15 protein-coding genes are annotated in these 16,905 nt (G+C 73.7%); 10 read left to right on the top strand and 5 right to left on the bottom strand.

Annotated elements, in window-relative coordinates:
- The first annotated feature begins 152 nt into the window (after window positions 1–152).
- Both ACGFIZ_RS07675 and ACGFIZ_RS07670 read left to right on the top strand, forming a co-directional pair.
- Window positions 153–350, top strand: a complete 198-nt coding sequence (locus ACGFIZ_RS07675; RefSeq protein ID WP_393416839.1) for a GNAT family N-acetyltransferase — start codon at window positions 153–155, stop codon at window positions 348–350.
- 378 nt (window positions 351–728) lie between these two features.
- Window positions 729–1,532 (top strand): SGNH/GDSL hydrolase family protein, encoded by an 804-nt coding sequence (locus ACGFIZ_RS07670; protein ID WP_393416837.1) that lies wholly within the window; start codon window positions 729–731, stop codon window positions 1,530–1,532.
- 111 nt (window positions 1,533–1,643) lie between these two features.
- Here ACGFIZ_RS07670 and ACGFIZ_RS07665 read toward each other — a convergent pair whose 3' ends face one another.
- Window positions 1,644–2,132 (bottom strand): glutathione peroxidase, encoded by a 489-nt coding sequence (locus ACGFIZ_RS07665; protein ID WP_393416836.1) that lies wholly within the window; start codon window positions 2,130–2,132, stop codon window positions 1,644–1,646.
- 150 nt (window positions 2,133–2,282) lie between these two features.
- Here ACGFIZ_RS07665 and ACGFIZ_RS07660 point away from each other — a divergent pair, with 150 nt between their 5' ends.
- The 4 genes from ACGFIZ_RS07660 (at window position 2,283) to ACGFIZ_RS07645 (ending at window position 7,128) form a co-directional block, all read left to right on the top strand.
- Entirely contained in the window at window positions 2,283–3,866 is a 1,584-nt protein-coding gene (locus ACGFIZ_RS07660; RefSeq protein WP_393416834.1) for a glycosyl hydrolase family 18 protein, read from the top strand.
- Between the two features lie 183 nt (window positions 3,867–4,049).
- Window positions 4,050–4,535, top strand: coding sequence for a hypothetical protein (locus ACGFIZ_RS07655; protein WP_393416832.1), 486 nt, complete (start codon window positions 4,050–4,052; stop codon window positions 4,533–4,535).
- A 107-nt stretch (window positions 4,536–4,642) separates the two neighbouring features.
- Entirely contained in the window at window positions 4,643–6,049 is a 1,407-nt protein-coding gene (locus ACGFIZ_RS07650; protein ID WP_393416830.1) for a class II 3-deoxy-7-phosphoheptulonate synthase, read from the top strand.
- Window positions 6,050–6,153: 104 nt separating this feature from the next.
- Window positions 6,154–7,128: a threonine aldolase family protein gene (locus ACGFIZ_RS07645; RefSeq protein WP_393416876.1), complete on the top strand. Its 975-nt coding sequence runs from the start codon at window positions 6,154–6,156 to the stop codon at window positions 7,126–7,128.
- Window positions 7,129–7,278: 150 nt separating this feature from the next.
- Here the strand turns inward: ACGFIZ_RS07645 and ACGFIZ_RS07640 are convergent, their stop codons facing one another.
- Both ACGFIZ_RS07640 and pknB read right to left on the bottom strand, forming a co-directional pair.
- Entirely contained in the window at window positions 7,279–8,151 is an 873-nt protein-coding gene (locus tag ACGFIZ_RS07640) for a deoxyribonuclease IV (RefSeq protein ID WP_393416828.1), read from the bottom strand.
- A gap of 1 nt (window position 8,152) precedes the next feature.
- Window positions 8,153–10,135 carry a Stk1 family PASTA domain-containing Ser/Thr kinase gene (pknB, locus tag ACGFIZ_RS07635; RefSeq protein WP_393416826.1) on the bottom strand — a complete coding sequence of 661 codons (1,983 nt, stop codon included), beginning with the start codon at window positions 10,133–10,135 and terminating at the stop codon, window positions 8,153–8,155.
- 364 nt (window positions 10,136–10,499) lie between these two features.
- Between pknB and ACGFIZ_RS07630 the strand changes: the two genes are divergently transcribed.
- Window positions 10,500–10,844 carry an Rv2175c family DNA-binding protein gene (locus ACGFIZ_RS07630; protein ID WP_393416874.1) on the top strand — a complete coding sequence of 115 codons (345 nt, stop codon included), beginning with the start codon at window positions 10,500–10,502 and terminating at the stop codon, window positions 10,842–10,844.
- A 253-nt stretch (window positions 10,845–11,097) separates the two neighbouring features.
- Here ACGFIZ_RS07630 and ACGFIZ_RS07625 read toward each other — a convergent pair whose 3' ends face one another.
- Both ACGFIZ_RS07625 and ACGFIZ_RS07620 read right to left on the bottom strand, forming a co-directional pair.
- Window positions 11,098–12,180: a polyprenyl synthetase family protein gene (locus ACGFIZ_RS07625; protein ID WP_393416824.1), complete on the bottom strand. Its 1,083-nt coding sequence runs from the start codon at window positions 12,178–12,180 to the stop codon at window positions 11,098–11,100.
- A gap of 97 nt (window positions 12,181–12,277) precedes the next feature.
- Entirely contained in the window at window positions 12,278–13,630 is a 1,353-nt protein-coding gene (locus tag ACGFIZ_RS07620) for a transcriptional regulator (RefSeq protein ID WP_393416822.1), read from the bottom strand.
- A 595-nt stretch (window positions 13,631–14,225) separates the two neighbouring features.
- On the opposite strand from ACGFIZ_RS07620, the gene ACGFIZ_RS07615 reads away from it, so the two are divergent.
- From ACGFIZ_RS07615 to ACGFIZ_RS07605, 3 genes are all read left to right on the top strand, one after another.
- A complete protein-coding gene (locus tag ACGFIZ_RS07615; protein ID WP_393416820.1) occupies window positions 14,226–15,047 on the top strand; it encodes a GntR family transcriptional regulator in 822 nt (273 codons plus the stop codon).
- 122 nt (window positions 15,048–15,169) lie between these two features.
- Window positions 15,170–16,087 carry a methylenetetrahydrofolate reductase [NAD(P)H] gene (metF, locus tag ACGFIZ_RS07610; RefSeq protein WP_393416818.1) on the top strand — a complete coding sequence of 306 codons (918 nt, stop codon included), beginning with the start codon at window positions 15,170–15,172 and terminating at the stop codon, window positions 16,085–16,087.
- A gap of 42 nt (window positions 16,088–16,129) precedes the next feature.
- Window positions 16,130–16,819: a CDP-alcohol phosphatidyltransferase family protein gene (locus tag ACGFIZ_RS07605; RefSeq protein WP_393416816.1), complete on the top strand. Its 690-nt coding sequence runs from the start codon at window positions 16,130–16,132 to the stop codon at window positions 16,817–16,819.
- The last annotated feature ends 86 nt before the right edge of the window (window positions 16,820–16,905 follow it).

Raw genomic sequence — 16,905 nt, 5'->3', positions numbered from 1 at the left:
AACGCGGCCCTGAACATTCTCAACGCGGCCGGGCTTGGTCGTGTACGGACGTGGAGCCCGGCACCTGTGGGCTGCGAAGCGTCAACCACCCGGCGCGCCGCATGAGCGCCGCCAGGAACCTGCCCTCTTCAGGGGGCAGAGGAAGTCAAAACGTGGTCACCGAGGCGGGGTACCGGCGGCGGGGATACTCGCGGGCGTGCCTGGAGGCGCTGCTGGGCTGGTTCGCCGCGCGCGGGGTGCGGAAGATCGACCTGCGGGCGTCGGCGGAGGGGGAGCCGCTGTACCGGTCGCTCGGCTTCGTGGCCACCTCCGGCCCGACGATGCGCCTGACCCTTCCGCCGGCCGACTGACTCCGGCTCCAACGCGGCGGCGACCATCTCGACCGGTGTCACCCGTCGAACCTGACGAGCGACCCCCTGAAGGGCCACCACGGCCTGCGCTCCCCGTGCTACCGCCGGGACGGCGACGGGAAGCAGGTCGGCGCACTGGCGCACAGCCGCCGTCGCGTCGTACGTGGCGAGCTCCGCCGGCAGTGGGCGCGCATCCGGGGCAGCTCCACAGTGTCCCGTCACCACCCCCTCCTCAGGCGCCGTTCGCCTTCGTGACTCTGGACGGATAGGCGCCGATGCACCCGTATCCGCCCCTACCGAATATCGGTGATCTTCCATGGGGGACGTATGTAGTGATATCTATCTCGCACCAACACTTCCCACCCCCAGGAGTGCGACGTGCGGAAATCCCGTCTCGTTACCCTCGCCGTGAGCCTCGCGGCCTCCATCGGCGCCACGTTCACGCTGGCCGTTCCCGCCCAGGCGGCCGCCACCGACCGCTACGTCGCGCTTGGCGACTCGTACGCCTCCGGCGTCGGCGCCGACAACTACACCTCCGAGAGCGGCGCCTGTCAGCGCAGCAACAACGCGTACCCGGCGCTGTACAACACCAACATCAGGCCCGCCTCGTACCGCTCGGTCGCCTGCTCCGGCGCGACCACCACGGACGTGATCAACAACCAGCTCTCCGCCCTGTCGTCGACCACCACGCTGGTCAGCGTCACCGTCGGCGGCAACGACGTCGGCTTCGCCAACATCATGACCACCTGCGTCCTGTACGGCGAGACCGAGTGCGTCGCCGCGGTGCAGGCCGCGGAGAACAAGGCCCGCGCCGAGCTGCCCGGCAAGCTCGCCAACGTCTACAACGGAATCAAGAGCCGGGCCCCGTCCGCGCGCGTCGTCGTCGTCGGCTACCCGGTCTTCTACCAGCTCGGCACCTTCTGCGTCGGGCTCAGCGCCACCTCCCGCGCGAAGATCAACGAGGGCATCAACCTGGTGGACGACATCATCCGGACCGCCGCCACCTCGGCCGGCTTCACGTTCGCCGACGTCCGGTCGATCTTCGTCGGCCACCAGCTGTGCAGCTACGGCGAGAAGTGGCTGCACGCCCTGAACTACCTGAACATCGGCATCTCGTACCACCCGACCGCGGCCGGTCAGGCCGGCGGGTACTACCCGGTCTTCCGCTCCGTCGCGGGCTGACCGGGCCGGCCTCGCGCCGGTGACCTCCGGGGTCGCGCGCCCACCCGCCGGGTGGACGCGCGACCCCGTCGCGCGTGTTCCCAGGGCGCGGCCGGGGGCGCGCCGCCGGGCTCAGGCCGGCAGGGCCTTCTCGACCGCCGCGCGCAGCTCCGGGTCCTCCGGCGGTACGGGCGGGGCGAACCGGGCCGCCACCGTGCCGTCCGGGGCGACCAGGAACTTCTCGAAGTTCCACCGCACGTTGCCGGTGTGGCCCTCGGCGTCCGGGGTGGACACCAGCTCCACGTAGAGCGGGTGCCGGTTCGGGCCGTTGACGTCGACCTTCTCCGTCAGCGGGAAGGTCACACCGTAGTTGACCTGGCAGAACTCGCCGATCTCGGCGGGGGTGCCCGGCTCCTGGCCGGCGAACTGGTTGCACGGCACGCCGAGCACCACCAGGCCCCGGTCGGCGTACGCGTCGTGCAGGGCCTGGAGGCCGGCGTACTGCCGGGTGAGGACGCACCGGGAGGCCACGTTCACCACCAGCAGTGCCCTGCCCCGGTACGCGCCGAGGTCCGCCGGACCACCGGTCAGGGCGTCGATCTCGATGTCGAAGACGGTCATGGGCCGAGGCTACCCACCGGCGCCGGCCAGCGGCCGGATCCGAGCGTTCACAAAGATCGACGCATGTACATCTTGACGAAGTGGTGACGACGTGAGTAGCGTCTCAGCAATCCTTTTGGAAAGTTTCCTAACTATTGGGGGAGGTGCCACATGAAGAGATCGCTCCGCCGGGCCCTCTGGGCCGGCGCCGTGGTCGCCGTGACCGTCGCGGCGGTCCCGATGGCCTCGGCGTTCGGCGCCGGAAGTGTGACCGCCGCGTTCACCAAGGTGCAGGACTGGGGGACCGGCCACGAGACGCGGGTGACCGTCGCCAACGGCTCCAGCGCCAGCGTCGACACCTGGCGCATCGAGTTCGACCTGCCGGCCGGCACCACCATCGCCAGTTTCTGGGATGCCGACGTCACCAGCAGCGGCAACCACTACGTCGCGGTCAAGAAGAGCTGGGCCGGCCCGCTCGCCCCCGGGGCGACGTTCAGCTGGGGCTACAACGGCACCGGGGCGTACAAGGCGCCGCTGAACTGCACGATCAACGGCGCGCCGTGCGGCGGCGGCACCCCGCCGCCCACCACGACCCCGCCGCCCACGACCACCCCGCCCCCCACGAGCCCGCCGCCCAGCGGCGACAAGAAGGTCGTCGGCTACTTCGCCGAGTGGGGCGTCTACGCCCGCAACTACCACGTCAAGAACATCCACACCAGCGGCTCGGCGGCCAAGCTGACCCACATCATGTACGCCTTCGGCAACACCACGGGCGGCCGGTGCGCCATCGGCGACAGCTACGCGGACTACGAGAAGGCGTACACGGCGGCGGACAGCGTCGACGGCGTCGCGGACACCTGGGACCAGCCGCTGCGCGGCAGCTTCAACCAGCTGCGCAAGCTCAAGCGGATGTACCCGCACCTGAAGGTCGTCTGGTCCTTCGGCGGCTGGACCTGGTCCAGCGGCTTCACCCAGGCCGCGCAGAACCCGGCCGCGTTCGCCGACAGCTGCTACCGGCTGGTCGAGGACCCGCGCTGGGCGGACGTCTTCGACGGCATCGACATCGACTGGGAGTACCCCAACGCCTGCGGCCTGCAGTGCGACGGCAGCGGCCCGAACGCGTTCAAGAACGTTGTCAGCGCGCTGCGCTCCCGGTTCGGCTCCTCGGCGCTGGTCACCGCGGCGATCACCGCCGACGGCAGCAGCGGCGGCAAGATCGACGCCACCGACTACGCCGGCGCCGCGGCGAACCTGAACTGGTTCATGGTCATGGCGTACGACTACTTCGGCGCCTTCAACCCGCAGGGCCCGACCGCCCCGCACTCGCCGCTCACCTCGTACGCCGGCATCCCGCAGCAGGGCTTCTGGGCGGACGCGGCGATCCAGAAGCTCAAGGGCAAGGGCATCCCGGCGAGCAAGCTGCTGCTCGGCATCGGCTTCTACGGCCGGGGCTGGACCGGCGTGACCCAGACCGCACCGGGTGGCACCGCCACCGGCCCGGCCCCGGGCACCTACGAGGCCGGGATCGAGGACTACAAGGTGCTCAAGAACACGTGCCCGGCCACCGGCACCGTCGCCGGTACCGCGTACGCCAAGTGCGGCAGCAACTGGTGGAGCTACGACACCCCCGCCACCATCGGCGGCAAGATGACGTACGCGAAGAACCAGGGCCTCGGCGGCGCGTTCTTCTGGGAACTCTCCGGTGACACGAGCAACGGCGAGCTCATCGGCGCCATCAAGGGCGGCCTCGGCTGAGTCCTCGGGGCGCGGGGAGGGACCGGGGCGTGGTCCCTCCCCGCACCCTCGTGCGAGGAGGCCCTGTTGGCGCCGCCCCGACCCGCGCGGCGCACGGCCGGCCCGGGTGCGCGGCCCGGCCGGGGCGATGTGACAGACTCGCGGATCGGCACGTGATGCTGCCGGAGTCGAGGGGAGGGACCGATGGGCGTGACGCACTCCAGGACGGCGCTCGCCGCGACGCTCGCGATCCTGCCGTTCGCCCTGTTCGGCTGCGGGATCGTCGGCGGCGGCGAGGAGGAGATCCCGCCGGGACGGGCGCCCGCCGAGGAGGCCGCCGCGAAGTCCCGGGAGCGGGTGCAGGCGTACCTCGACGCGATGATCGCCAAGGACGTCGCCGCGGGGCGGAGCCAGCTCTGCGCCCCGCTGCAGGAGGCGTTCGACGCCGCCGCCACCGGCCCGAACGGCGACTTCGCCGACCACTTCACCGTGTCGGGCGCCACGATCACCGACGTCCGCCCCGGGCAGCGGGGGCAGGAGGTCAGCACCTCGATCACCGTCACCGCCGGCTCGCGCGAGGCAACCCGACCGCTGCTGTTCACCGTCACCCGCAGCGGCGCCGACTGGTGCGTCTCCGCGGAGGCGCCGGGCGGCCACACCCCCACCCCGGAGCCGTCGGTCACCCCCTGACGCGGGGTGGCCCGCCCGTGGCCGTGGTCACACCAGGTATCTCCCAACTGCCGGAACCGTCCCCCTCGCCGGTCGGGTCGGTCCGCTGTCGCCGTACGCTTTCTGTCATGCGCCAAGAGTGGCACCAGCTGAGCCATCCGGCGGTGGGCAGCCGCACGCTGCAGACCAGCCGGCCGACCGTCGACTCCGCCGAGGACGCCGCCCTCGGCCTGGACCGCTGGCGGGAGCTGCCCCGCGCGCAGACCCCGCCGTGGCCGGACCCGGCCGTCGTCGCCGAGGTCTGCAAGGTGCTCGACACCGTGCCGTCGGTGGTGGCCCCCTACGAGGTCGACCAGCTCCGCGAGCGGCTCGCGCTGGTCTGCGAGGGCAAGGCGTTCCTGCTCCAGGGCGGCGACTGCGCGGAGACCTTCGCCGACAACACCGAGAGTCACCTGCTCGCCAACGCCCGCACCCTGCTCCAGATGGCCATCGTGCTGACGTACGGCGCGTCCCTGCCGGTGGTCAAGGTCGCCCGGGTGGCCGGGCAGTACACCAAGCCCCGGTCGCTGCCGACCGACGCGCGCGGGCTGCCGGCCTACCGCGGCGACATGATCAATTCGCTGGAGGCCACGCCGGAGGCCCGGCTCGCCGACCCGCAGCGCATGATCCGCGCGTACGCCAACTCGGCCGCCGCGATGAACATGCTCCGGGCGTACCTGGCCGGTGGACTCGCCGACCTGCACGCGGTGCACGACTGGAACAAGGGCTTCGTCAAGAACTCCCCGGCCGGCGAGCGGTACGAGGCCATTGCTCGGGAGATCGACCGGGCGATGGCGTTCATCCGGGCCTGCGGCATGACCCAGGACGAGGCGCTGCGCACCGTCACCCTCTACTGCTCCCACGAGGCCCTCGCCCTGGAGTACGACCGGGCGCTCACCCGGGTCTCCGCCAACCGGGCGTACGGGCTGTCCGGGCACTTCCTCTGGATCGGCGAGCGGACCCGGCAGATCGACGGGGCGCACATCGACTTCATCTCCCGCATCGCCAACCCGATCGGGGTGAAGCTCGGCCCGACCACCACCCCGGACGAGGCGATCGAGCTGTGCGAGAAGCTCAACCCGGACAACGTCCCCGGCCGGCTCACCCTGATCAGCCGGATGGGCAACCACCGGGTCCGCGACACGTTGCCGCCGATCGTGGCCAAGGTCACCGCCGCCGGGGCGAAGGTGGTGTGGCAGTGCGACCCGATGCACGGCAACACCCACGAGTCCTCCAACGGCTACAAGACCCGGCACTTCGACCGGATCGTCGACGAGGTGCTCGGCTACTTCGAGGTGCACCGCGCGCTGGAGACCCACCCGGGCGGCCTGCACGTCGAGCTGACCGGTGAGGACGTCACCGAGTGCCTCGGCGGCGCCCAGGGCATCGAGGACCTGGACCTGCCCGACCGGTACGAGACCGCCTGCGACCCGCGGCTGAACACCCAGCAGTCGCTGGAGCTGGCCTTCCTGGTGGCGGAGATGCTCCGTGGCTGACGCGAGGAGTGAGCTTGCGAGCCCCGCAGTCGGCGGCCGAAGGGACAACTGTGGCTGAGTTCGTCGATCTTCGTTCGGACACCGTGACCAGGCCCACGGCCGGGATGCGCGAGGCGATGGCCACGGCCGAGGTCGGCGACGACGTCTACGGCGAGGACCCGACGGTCAACGCCCTCGAGGCCGAGGTCGCCGCGCTGTTCGGGCACGAGGCGGCGCTGTTCGCCCCGACCGGCTCGATGGCCAACCAGATCGCCCTGCAGCTGGTGGTGCCGCCCGGCGACGAGCTGCTCTGCGACGCCGACGCGCACGTCGTCACGTACGAGATCGGCGCGGCGGCGGCGTACGGCGGCATCTCGTCGCGGACGTGGCCGGCGGTCGGCGCGGACATCGACCCCGACGTGGTCGCCGGGATGATCCGCCCGGACGGCTACTTCGCGGTGCCCACCCGGGCGATCGCCGTCGAGCAGACCCACAACCGGGGCGGCGGCGGGGTGATCCCCCTGTCCACCCTCCGCGAGCTGCGGCGCGTCGCCGACGACGCCGGGCTGGCGGTGCACTGCGACGGCGCCCGGATCTGGCACGCGCACGTCGCCGACGGGGTGCCGCTGGCCGAGTACGGCCGGCTGTTCGACACCCTGTCGGTCTGCCTGTCCAAGGGTCTGGGCGCGCCGGTCGGGTCGCTCGTGGTGGGCAGCACGGAGAAGGTCGCCCGCGCGCGCATGATCCGCAAGCGGTTGGGCGGCGGGATGCGCCAGGCCGGTGTCCTCGCCGCCGCCGGCCGGTACGCCCTCGCGCACCACGTCGAGCGGCTCGCCGAGGACCACGCGAAGGCGGCCCGGCTGGCCGAGGCGGTCGCCCCGTACGGGGTGCTCGCCACCGTCGTGCGCACGAACGTGGTGCCGCTGGACCTGACCAAGTGCCCGCTGGACGCACGTGCCCTGGCCGCCGCCGCGCGGGAGGAGGGGGTGCTGATCTCGGTGCTCGGCCCGCGTACCGCCCGCCTGGTCACGCACATGGACGTCGAGGACGCGGCCGTGGACCGCGCGGCGACCGCCCTGGCCCGCATCCTGCGCGGCTGACCCCACCCGCCCGTTGGCGGCTGACCCCGCCCGCCCCCAGCTGCCGTTGACCAAGAGGTTTGCGTCACGATTCGCCGGCCGCGACGACGCAACTCTCTTGATCACCGGGGCTGGCCCGGCCCGGGGGCGCGGGGCAGGTGGGCAGCGGGGTCAGGGGCGCAGGCGGCGGAGGGTGGCGATGTCCTCGGCGTGACCCTCGTGCTTCTCCGTCGGCGTCTCCACGACGACCGGGACGCCCGCCGTGGCCGGGTGGGCCATCAGCTCGGCGAACGCGGGCTCCCCGATCAGGCCCTTGCCGATGTTCTCGTGCCGGTCCCGGGTCGAGCCGCACAGGTCCTTCGAGTCGTTGGCGTGCACCAGCCGCAGCCGGCCCTCGCCCACGGTGGCGACCAACGCGTCCAGGCAGGCCGTCATGCCGCCCTCGGCGGCGAGGTCGTGCCCGGCGGCCCAGGCGTGGCAGGTGTCGAAGCACACCCCGAGCCCCGGGTGGCGGTCCACGGCGTCCAGGTACGGGCCGAGGTGCTCCACCCTGGAGGCCAGCGACCGGCCGCCGCCCGCGCTCGGCTCCACCAGCAGCATCGGGCCGTCCGTCGCCGCGGCGCTGTCCAGCAGCGGCAGCAGGGTCTCGCGTACCTGACGCATGGCCGCCTCGGCGTGGCCGGCGTCGACGGCGCTGCCGGCGTGGAACACCACCCCCTGCGCGCCGATCGCCGCGCCCCGGCGCAGCGCGTGCGCCAGCGTCTGCGCCGACCGCTCGACCGTGGCGGGAGTGGGGGAGCCGAGGTTCACCAGCAGCGACGCGTGGATGAACACGGGCACCCCGCGCTCGGCGCAGCCGTCGCGGAACAGCAGGTCCTGCGCCGGGTCGCCGGGCGGCAGCGCCCAGCCGCGCGAGTTGGAGACGTAGACCTGGACCACCTCGGAGGCGGCGGCGTCGACGTACGGCAGGGCGGCCTTCGCCAGCCCACCCGAGGTGGGGGTGTGCGACCCGACGGGCCGGTGCTGCGGTGCGGAAACCGGCATGTCAGAGGCACCCGATGGTGACGGCGGTGCCCGGCGGCACCGAGGTGTTCTCCCCGGGGCTCTGGAACCGGACGATGCCGTTGGGGTTGAACTGCACGGTCACCGGGAAGCCCTGCGCCTCCAGTTGCTGCTTGGCCTGCGGGCACGGCAGGTCCACCACCCGGGGCACGACCACCTGCGGCGGGCCCTTGCTGACGTCCAGCTTGACCTGGGCGCCCTTCTCCACGCCGGCCCCGTCCGCCGGGCTCTGCGCGAGCACCTCGTCCTTCGGCTTGTCGGAGTCCTTGTACGTCTCCACCGGCACCAGGCCGAGTTGGCCCAGGATCGCCCGCGCCTCGTTGACGTTCCTGCCGACCAGGCTCGGCACGGTGATCGGGGCCTTGCCCTTGCTGAGGATGACCGTGACCTTCGTGCCCGGCCGTACCTCGGCCCCGGCCTTCGGGTCGGTGTCCACCACCACGCCCTCGGGCAGGTTGTCGTCGTAGCGCGGGCTGCCCTTGGCCACCACCAGCTTGAGGTCGACCAGATCGGCCTCGGCCAGCGCGAACTCCTTGCCGACCACGTCGGGCAGCGGGAACCGCTCGGGGCCGAGCGAGAGGGTGAGGGTGATCTCGCCGCCCTTGAGGATCCGGCCGGCGGGCTTCGGGTCCTGCGCCACCACGCCGTCGCGGGAGATCTTCTCGTCGTAGCGGGGCTCGGCGTACCGGAGGGTGAACCCGCCCCGGGTGGCCTGCGCCTGCGCCTCCGCCTTGGTCAGGGTGACCAGCTCCGGGGCGACGGTGTACCGGCCCACCCCGAACCACCAGCCGGCGAGCGCGACGACCAGGGCGAGGACCACCCCGGCGGCGATCACGCCCGTGCGGCCCTGCGTGCCCGCCGTGATCAGCGTACGCAGCGCGGCGAGCCGTTCGACGAGGTCGGCGCCCCGCGGCGCGGCCCGGCGGCGGTGCGGCTGCTGGCCCTGCTCGGGCAGCCGGGCCCAGGCGGGCCGCTCGGCCGGGCGGACCGCGGCGACCACCATGGTCGGCTGCGCCATCGGGGCGACCTCGTCGGCCACGGGGCGCAGCACGGCGGTGTGGGTGTTCTGGTTGCCCAGGTCGTCCCGGGCCACCTGCACCTCGGCCAGCAGGGCGCCGGCGTCGGTGGGCCGGGCGCCCGCGTCGCGCCGGGTGGCCCGGGCGACGAGGTCGTCGAGCATCCGGGGCAGCCCGGGCACCAGCGTCGAGGGGGCCGGCACGTCCCGGTCGACGTGCTGCCAGGCGATGTCCACCGGCCGGCCCTCGTCGTACGGGACCCGGCCCGTGAGCATCTCGAACAGCACGATGCCGGCCGAGTAGACGTCGCTGCGCGGGTCGGCGTGCCCGTCGGTGACCAGCTCCGGCGCGACGTACGCCACGGTGGCCATGAGCTGGTTGCCCGACTCGTCCTCGGCGCTCGCCTCCACCGCCCGGGCCAGCCCGAAGTCGGCCACCTTGACCACGCTGTCGACCAGGTTGGCGACGCCGCCGGTGGGCGCCTCGGCGACCAGCACGTTCTCCGGCTTGACATCCCGGTGCACCAGGCCGGACCGGTGCGCGGCGGCGATCGCGGCGAGCATCTGCTCGGCGATGGCCAGCGCCTCGTCCGGGTTCAGCCGGCGCCGCTCGGTCAGCACGTCGCGCAGCGTCCGGCCGCGCACGTACTCCATCACCAGGTACGGCAGGCCCGCGTGCGTGCCCTGGTCGTAGACCGTTACCACGTTCGGGTGGGTCAGCCGGGCGATCGTCTTCGCCTCGTCGGTGAACCGCTCCAGGAACCCGGCCGTCCGGGCCTGCGCCTCCGGCGCCTGGGTCGGATGAATGATCTTGACCGCGACGGTGCGCTCCAGGCGCTCGTCGGTGGCGGTGTACACGGTCGCCATGCCGCCGCGGGCCACGCGACCGCGAATGCGGTAGCGCCCGTCGATCAGCGAGCCCAGCAACGTGTCGGCGACCTGTGTGTCCATCGGCAGGCAGTCTATGTGTCGGTAGGGTGAGGGTTGAACAGGATGCTACAGGCGCGGCTCCGGCAGCCCTGACACCGCGCTCCGCCGGGGTCCCGGCGTGCCGACGCCGAGCCGGGACGGGGCGCCGCCGGGCGGGCGTGCCGGCGCCGAGTCGGGGGCGCCGCCGGGCGGGCGTACGGGGCGAGCAGGGACGCCGCGCCGGCGCTCACCGCCGGGGGTGCGGTCGCCGTTCCCGTCGGCGGCGTGGCAGGGTGATCGGGTGACCGAATCCGTACCCGATCAGGCCGCCTCCGGCGCCGAGTCACCCTCCCAGGCCGCCTCCGGCGCCGAGACACCCTCCGACCCGGCCGCCTCCGGCCCCGCGCTGCCCGGTCCGGCCGACCCCGCCGGTTGGCTGACCCTGCCGGACGTCGCCGAGCGCCTCGACCTGTCGATCAGCAAGGTCCACCAGATGATCCGGGACCGCGAGCTGCTCGCCGTCCGGCGCGACGGCGTCCGCCGGATCCCCGCCGACCTGGTGGCCAACCGCACCGTGCTCAAGCACCTGCCCGGCGTGCTCAACCTGCTCGCCGACGCCGGCTACGACGACGAGGCCGCGCTGCGCTGGCTCTACGAGCCGGACGACACCCTGCCGGGCACCCCGGCCGCCGCGCTCGGCGGCGACCAGGCCCGCGAGGTCAAGCGCCGCGCCCAGGCCCTCGGCTTCTGACACCCACCCCTCCACCCCCTCCACCCCACCCACCCGCCCACTCCACCAACCCGCGCGCCCGCCCCGCCGGCCTGACCCGCGCCCCCGCCAGGCCGCGGTGATCATGGAGTTGGCGGTGCGACATGCCGTGGCGGGCGCCGCCAACCCCATGATCACTGCGGCAGAGCGGGGAGGCGCCCGGTGCGGCAGAGCGGGGAGGCGCCCGGGGAGGCGGGGCAGGGTGGGGAGGCGCCCGGTGGGGTGCGCCTGGGGGTCAGTCCGTGCGGCGGGTGGCGGCGATGGCGAGGTCGACCAGGGCTTGGCGGGCCTCGGTCTCCAGGTCCACGGCGGCCAGGGCGGCCAGCGCCGTGTCGGTCAGCGTGGCGATCCGCTCCTCGGTACGGGCCAGCGCCCCGGTCGAGGCGATCAGCTCCCGCAGCCGGGTCACCCCGTCCTCGTCCAGCCCCTGGTCGCCGAGCCGCCCCAGCAGCAGTTCCCGGCCCGCGTCGTCGCTCGCCTCCACGGCCGCCGCGACCAGGTACGTCCGCTTCCCCTCGCGCAGGTCGTCACCGGCCGGCTTGCCGGTCTGGGCCGGGTCGCCGAACACCCCCAGCACGTCGTCCCGCAGCTGGAACGCCTCGCCCAGCGGCAGCCCGTACGCCGAGTAGGCGGCCCGGATCTCCAGGGGCGCGTCGGCCAGCGCCGCGCCGAGCAGCAGCGGGCGCTCGACGGTGTACTTGGCCGACTTGTAGCGGGCCACCTTGCCGGCGCGCTCGACCGAGGTGTCGCCGGTGACCTGGGTGAGCACGTCGAGGTACTGCCCGACGGTGACCTCGGTGCGCATCTCGTCGAAGACCGGCCGGGCCCGCGCCACGGTGCGCGGGTCCAGCCCGGTCGAGTGCAGCAGCTCGTCGGACCAGACCAGGCAGAGGTCGCCGAGCAGGATCGCCGCCGCGTCCCCGAACCCGTCGGCGTCACCGCACCAGCCGGCCCCCCGGTGCCGGGCGGCGAACCGCCGGTGCACCGCCGGCGCGCCCCGCCGGGTGTCCGAGCGGTCCATCAGGTCGTCGTGCATCAGCGCGCTGGCCTGCACGAACTCCAGCGCGGCGAGGGCGCTGACCACCTGGTCCGAGTCGATCCCGCCCGCGCCCCGGTATCCCCAGTACGCGAAGGCCGGCCGCAGCCGCTTGCCGCCCCGCAGCACGAACGCCTCGATGGCCTCCGCCACGGGCACCAGCGCGTCGTCGACGTCCGCCATCCAGGTTCGCTGGCCGGCCAGGAAGTCGGTGAGGGCCTTGTCGACCCGCTGCCGGAGGCCGGCACGGTCGACGGGGGATACGGGAGCAGCGTGGGTCACGCCACGACGCTAGCGAATCGCCGGTGGGGGCGGCAGCAGCGGTCCCGGGCGTGCCGTCGCCCCGCCCGCCCGAGGGGGCCCTGGGCGCGACCGCTGGTCAGTGCGTGGCCGGGGGCGGTGAACGGCGGGTCGTCCGGTGGCGGGCGGGACGCGTCGGGCGGGGCGTTCCGGCGGGCCGGGGCAGGTAGCGGGCCGCGGCGGCGGCCAGGGCGGCGTGCCGGCGTACCGCGGGCTCGTCGGCGTGCCGGGCCAGCCGGCGGCGTACCTCGGCGAGCTGGCCGGCGGCCCGGGGCGAGCCGGCGCGGACCGCGTCCAGCAGCGCGGCCTCGGCCACCGCGCACGCCTGTTCCACGTCCCCGAGCTGAAGGTGGCCGCGGGCCAGCCAGGCGCCGTAGAGCGCGGCGCCGCGCGGCCGGCCGGGCCGGCGGGCGGCGGCCAGCAGCGGCTCGGCCGCCCGGGGTCGGCCCAGCGCGACCAGCGTCCGCCCGGTCATCGCGGCCAGCTCCGGCCTGTCGAGCCAGTACAGCCAGGACGGCTCCCGGGCCGGCTCGACGGCCTCGGCGACCCGGTCGGCCGCGGCCAGCGCCCGCCCGGCCGCCTCGGCGCGGCCGTCGAGGGCCGCCGCCAGCGCCACCCGGTGCAGCAGCAGCGCCCGCAGGCCGGGGCTGGCCGTCCGGCGGGCGCCGGCGTAGCCGGTCCGGGCCAGCACCAGGGCGCCGTACGGGTCGCCCGCGCCGGCCAGCAGATGACTCGCCGTGCCGAGGACGTGCGCGCCGAACGCCGGGTCGCCCGCCGCCGCCGCGGCCCGCAACCCCAGCCGGTACGCGTCGAGGCCGCCTGCCGGGTGACCGGCGTCGGCGGCCAGCCAGCCCGCCAGCTGGGCCGACTCGGCCAGCACCGGCAGCAGCCGGCGGCGGGCGGACGGGCCGGCCCCGGACAGCTCCCGCACCGCCCGCCCCAGCCGGTACGCCCCGTACCCGACCAGGTCGGCGCCCCCGGTCAGGTCGTCGAGCCGGCGCAGCTCCGCCAGCGTGGGCGCGGCCCCGGTCGGGCCGGCCGACTCATCCGGCGGCTGTCCGTCCGACGGCGGGACGATCAGCAGCGACCCGCGCGGGTCGGCCAGCCAGCGCCGCGCCAGGGCGAGCAGCGCCGAGCGGGATCGCGAGCCGGGACGGACGACCGGCGGGGACTCCCGGCGGCCGCGCGCGGCGGCCCCGGACAGCAGCTCGGCCGGCACGTCGAGGACGACGGCCAGCCAGCCCAGCCAGAAGTCGCCGGGCACCCGGAGCTGCCGCTCCCAGCGGGAGACCTCGTGCCGGGTGAGGGTGGGCACGCCGGACGCGGCGCACAGCCGCGCGGCGAGGCGCTGCTGGCTCCAGCCGAGCGCCAGCCGGAGCCGGGCCAGCAACGGCCCGAGCGGCTGCGGGCCGGGTGGCGGGGACGGGGTCATCGCTCCTCCGACGGGATTCGGGCGGTGGCGGCGCCGCCCGCCCGACGGGCGGACCGGTGCGCCGCCGGTCGGTGCTGACCCCCGCGCGTGCCCCCGGGGACCGGCTCGGCCGGCCCCACCCGCGCTGACACCTGTCTACCCCGGGGGTACGACGTCATCGGTAGGGTGAAATGGCAATCTCCGTTCGGCCGATCTTGTCTGCGGAATTCCTACCTCGCAGCCGAACACTTGCGACCAGAAGTTCACGAGGGTTCTGACGCTGCCTGAATGGATCACGCTGCGCGCGTCCGCCTTCACGATCCAGGCGGACCCGTCTGGGAATACGAACGCCCATCCGACCAACTCGGGGCCGTTCGCCAAGACCAGGGCGACGGGAACCTCATCGACTGGAATCACCGGCAGGTCTGCTATCTCTGAGATCATCGGTAGCGCTCCGGTCGCGGGTTGAGGCACTTCATCGCCCGGCTTGACCGCCACAGCCCGGCCCGGGTCATCAGTGGTCGGTCCTGCGGTAGAGGCCGCGTAGGCGCGTTCCATTCCGGCTGACCATCCCTGTTGTGGTAGCGGGTGGCCGGCCCTACCCGGTCGAGCGTGCATGGGAATCAGGAGCATCAGGAAGATCGGGAGTAGCGTGGCCGACGTGCCTACCCCGCACTCAGGAGCAGTCCGCTACAGGCAGGTTGCAGAAGAGCTACGTCGTCGGATCATGTCCGGCGTGATTCCAGCTGGTTCCCTGCTGCCCAGCGAATCGGCGCTGATGGCCGAGTTCTCCGTCGCCAGGGGCACCGTGCGCGAAGCCCTGGCACTGCTGCGGGCAGAGGGCCTGATCGCCTCCGAGAAGGGAAGGGGCAGCTACGTCCGTCCGGTGATGCCCGTACGGCGGCTTGCTTCGGACCGGTACCGGGCAGAGCTTGAGCAGGTCCGCAGCGGTGAGCTGAGTACGTCGTTCACCACCGATCAGCAGGTGCCGTGGAGCGCCTACAGCCTCGACAAGGAATTCAGGGAAGCTCCGGCCGTGGACGCACTGGCCGAGTTGTTCGGTGTAACGCCGGGCACGATGCTGCTGGAACGGCGGTTCGTCTTCCGCACACACAACGTGCCGCAGCAGATGTCCGTCTCATACCTGCTGCTGGACATGGTCGCTGGCACGCCGGTGGCCGACCCTGCCAACGAGCCCTGGCCCGGAGGTAACACCTCGCAGCTGCACTCGCTCGGCTACACCATCACCGGCGTACGCGAGCAGGTGCGGGCACGGATGCCGGTACCCGAGGAGGTGACGACTCTGCATGTGCCCGGCGGCGTTCCCGTTGTGGTCATCACCCGGCAGACGTTCGTCGGAGATCGGGTGGTGGAGGTAGCCGACATCGTCATTCCGGCCGACAGGGTGAGTCTGGACTACATGATCGACCTGACCTGAACTTCAACCCGCGGTTGGGCGACCTATGGGAATCCACGACCAACCGTGGGGGCGGTGGAGAGGCGGTCGCGACAGGTGGGAAGGTTCTGGGTATGGGGCCCGCCGGCCGCTAGAGTTCTTCCGTGGCGCTCGGTCTTCCCTCGGTCCTCCCCAACTCGCAGCCCGCGATCGGGGAGCTGGTGCGCGACCGCCAGCCGACCTTCTCGTTCGAGTTCTTCCCCCCGAAGACGCCCCAGGGCGAGCGGCTGCTCTGGCAGTCGATCCGCGAGTTGGAGCCGCTGCGCCCGTCGTTCGTCTCGATCACCTACGGCGCCGGCGGGTCGACCCGGGACACCACGGTCGCGGTGACCGAGCGGGTCGCCACCGAGACGACGCTGCTGCCCATGGCGCACCTCACCGCGGTCAACCACTCCGTCGCCGAGCTGCGCAACGTCATCGGCCGGCTGGCCGGCGTCGGGGTGCGCAACGTGCTGGCGGTGCGCGGCGACCCTCCGGGCGACCCGGGCGGGGAGTGGGTCCGCCATCCCGAGGGCGTGCTCCACGCCGACGAGTTGGTCCGGCTGGTCCGCGAGGCCGGTGACTTCAGCGTCGGGGTGGCCGCCTTCCCGTACAAGCACCCGCGTTCGCCCGACGTGGCCAGCGACACGGCGCACTTCGTCCGCAAGTGCCGGGCGGGCGCCGACTTCGCGATCACCCAGATGTTCTTCGACGCCGACGACTACCTGCGGCTGCGGGACCGGGTGGCGGCCGCCGGCTGCGACACCCCGATCCTGGCCGGCGTCATGCCGGTGACGCAGCTGGGCACCATCGAGCGGTCCGTGCAGCTGTCCGGGGCGCCCTTCCCGCCGGCCCTGGCCGCGCGGTTCGAGGCGGTCGCCGACGACCCGGAGGCCGTCCGCCGGCTCGGCATCGAGCAGGCCGCCCAGATGTGCCGACGGCTGCTGGACGAGGGCGTGCCCGGGATCCACTTCATCACCCTCAACCGGTCCACCGCCACCCGCGAGGTCTGGCAGCAGCTGGAGGTCGGCGTGCGGGTGTGACCCCCCGGCGCGACACCTGCCGGCCGGTGCGACGGTTGATCCGTGGTGGGCACTCAGCTGAACTGGGACCAGTACGCGGCGGTGTGGGCGCGACTGCACGGGGGCTTCGATCCCCGGGCGGCGGCCCCCGTGGTGCGCGCCTGGCTGCGCTTCGCCTACCACGTCGGGTACGTGCTGGGCCGGCTGCGGGTCACCCCCACGGCGGTCACCGTGGCGGGCGTGCTGCTCTGCCTCTGCGTGCCGCTGTTCGCCGTGCGGCCGGGAAACGGGCCGGTGATCGCGGCGCTGTTCGTGCTGGTCGCCGCGGTGGCCGACAGCGTCGACGGGGCGCTGGCGGTGGCCACCAACCGCACCACGCGGCTCGGCTACGTCTACGACTCCCTGGCGGACCGGCTCGGCGAGGCCGCCTGGCTGGTCGCGTTCTGGCTGGTGGGCGCGCCGGGCGCGCTGGTCGCCGCCGCGGGCGGGCTGTCCTGGCTGCACGAGTACGTCCGGGCCCGGGCGGTGTCGGCGGGGATGCGGGAGATCGGGGCGGTGACCGTGGGGGAGCGCCCGACCCGGGTCTGCGTGGCCCTGGTCGGGCTGCTGCTGGCGGGGCTGACCGGGCTGATCAACCCGGACCTGGCCGCCGGCACCATCACCATGGCCACCGCCGTGTGGGTGCTGCTGGCCGGCTTCGGCCTGGGGCAGCTCCTCTCCGCCGTCCGCCGCGCCCTGCTCGCCGCCGGCTGACCCCGTCGCCAACGCGTCGCTGCCGGCTGGCCCGCCGCCAAGGCACCGCTGCCGGCTGGCCCCGCCGCCAACGCGCCGCCGTCGGC

This window comes from Micromonospora sp. NPDC048830 (assembly GCF_043198215.1).
Classification (GTDB): domain Bacteria; phylum Actinomycetota; class Actinomycetes; order Mycobacteriales; family Micromonosporaceae; genus Micromonospora.
Note: the sequence above shows the minus strand (reverse complement) of the source record. Positions and strands in the feature narration are given on the sequence as shown.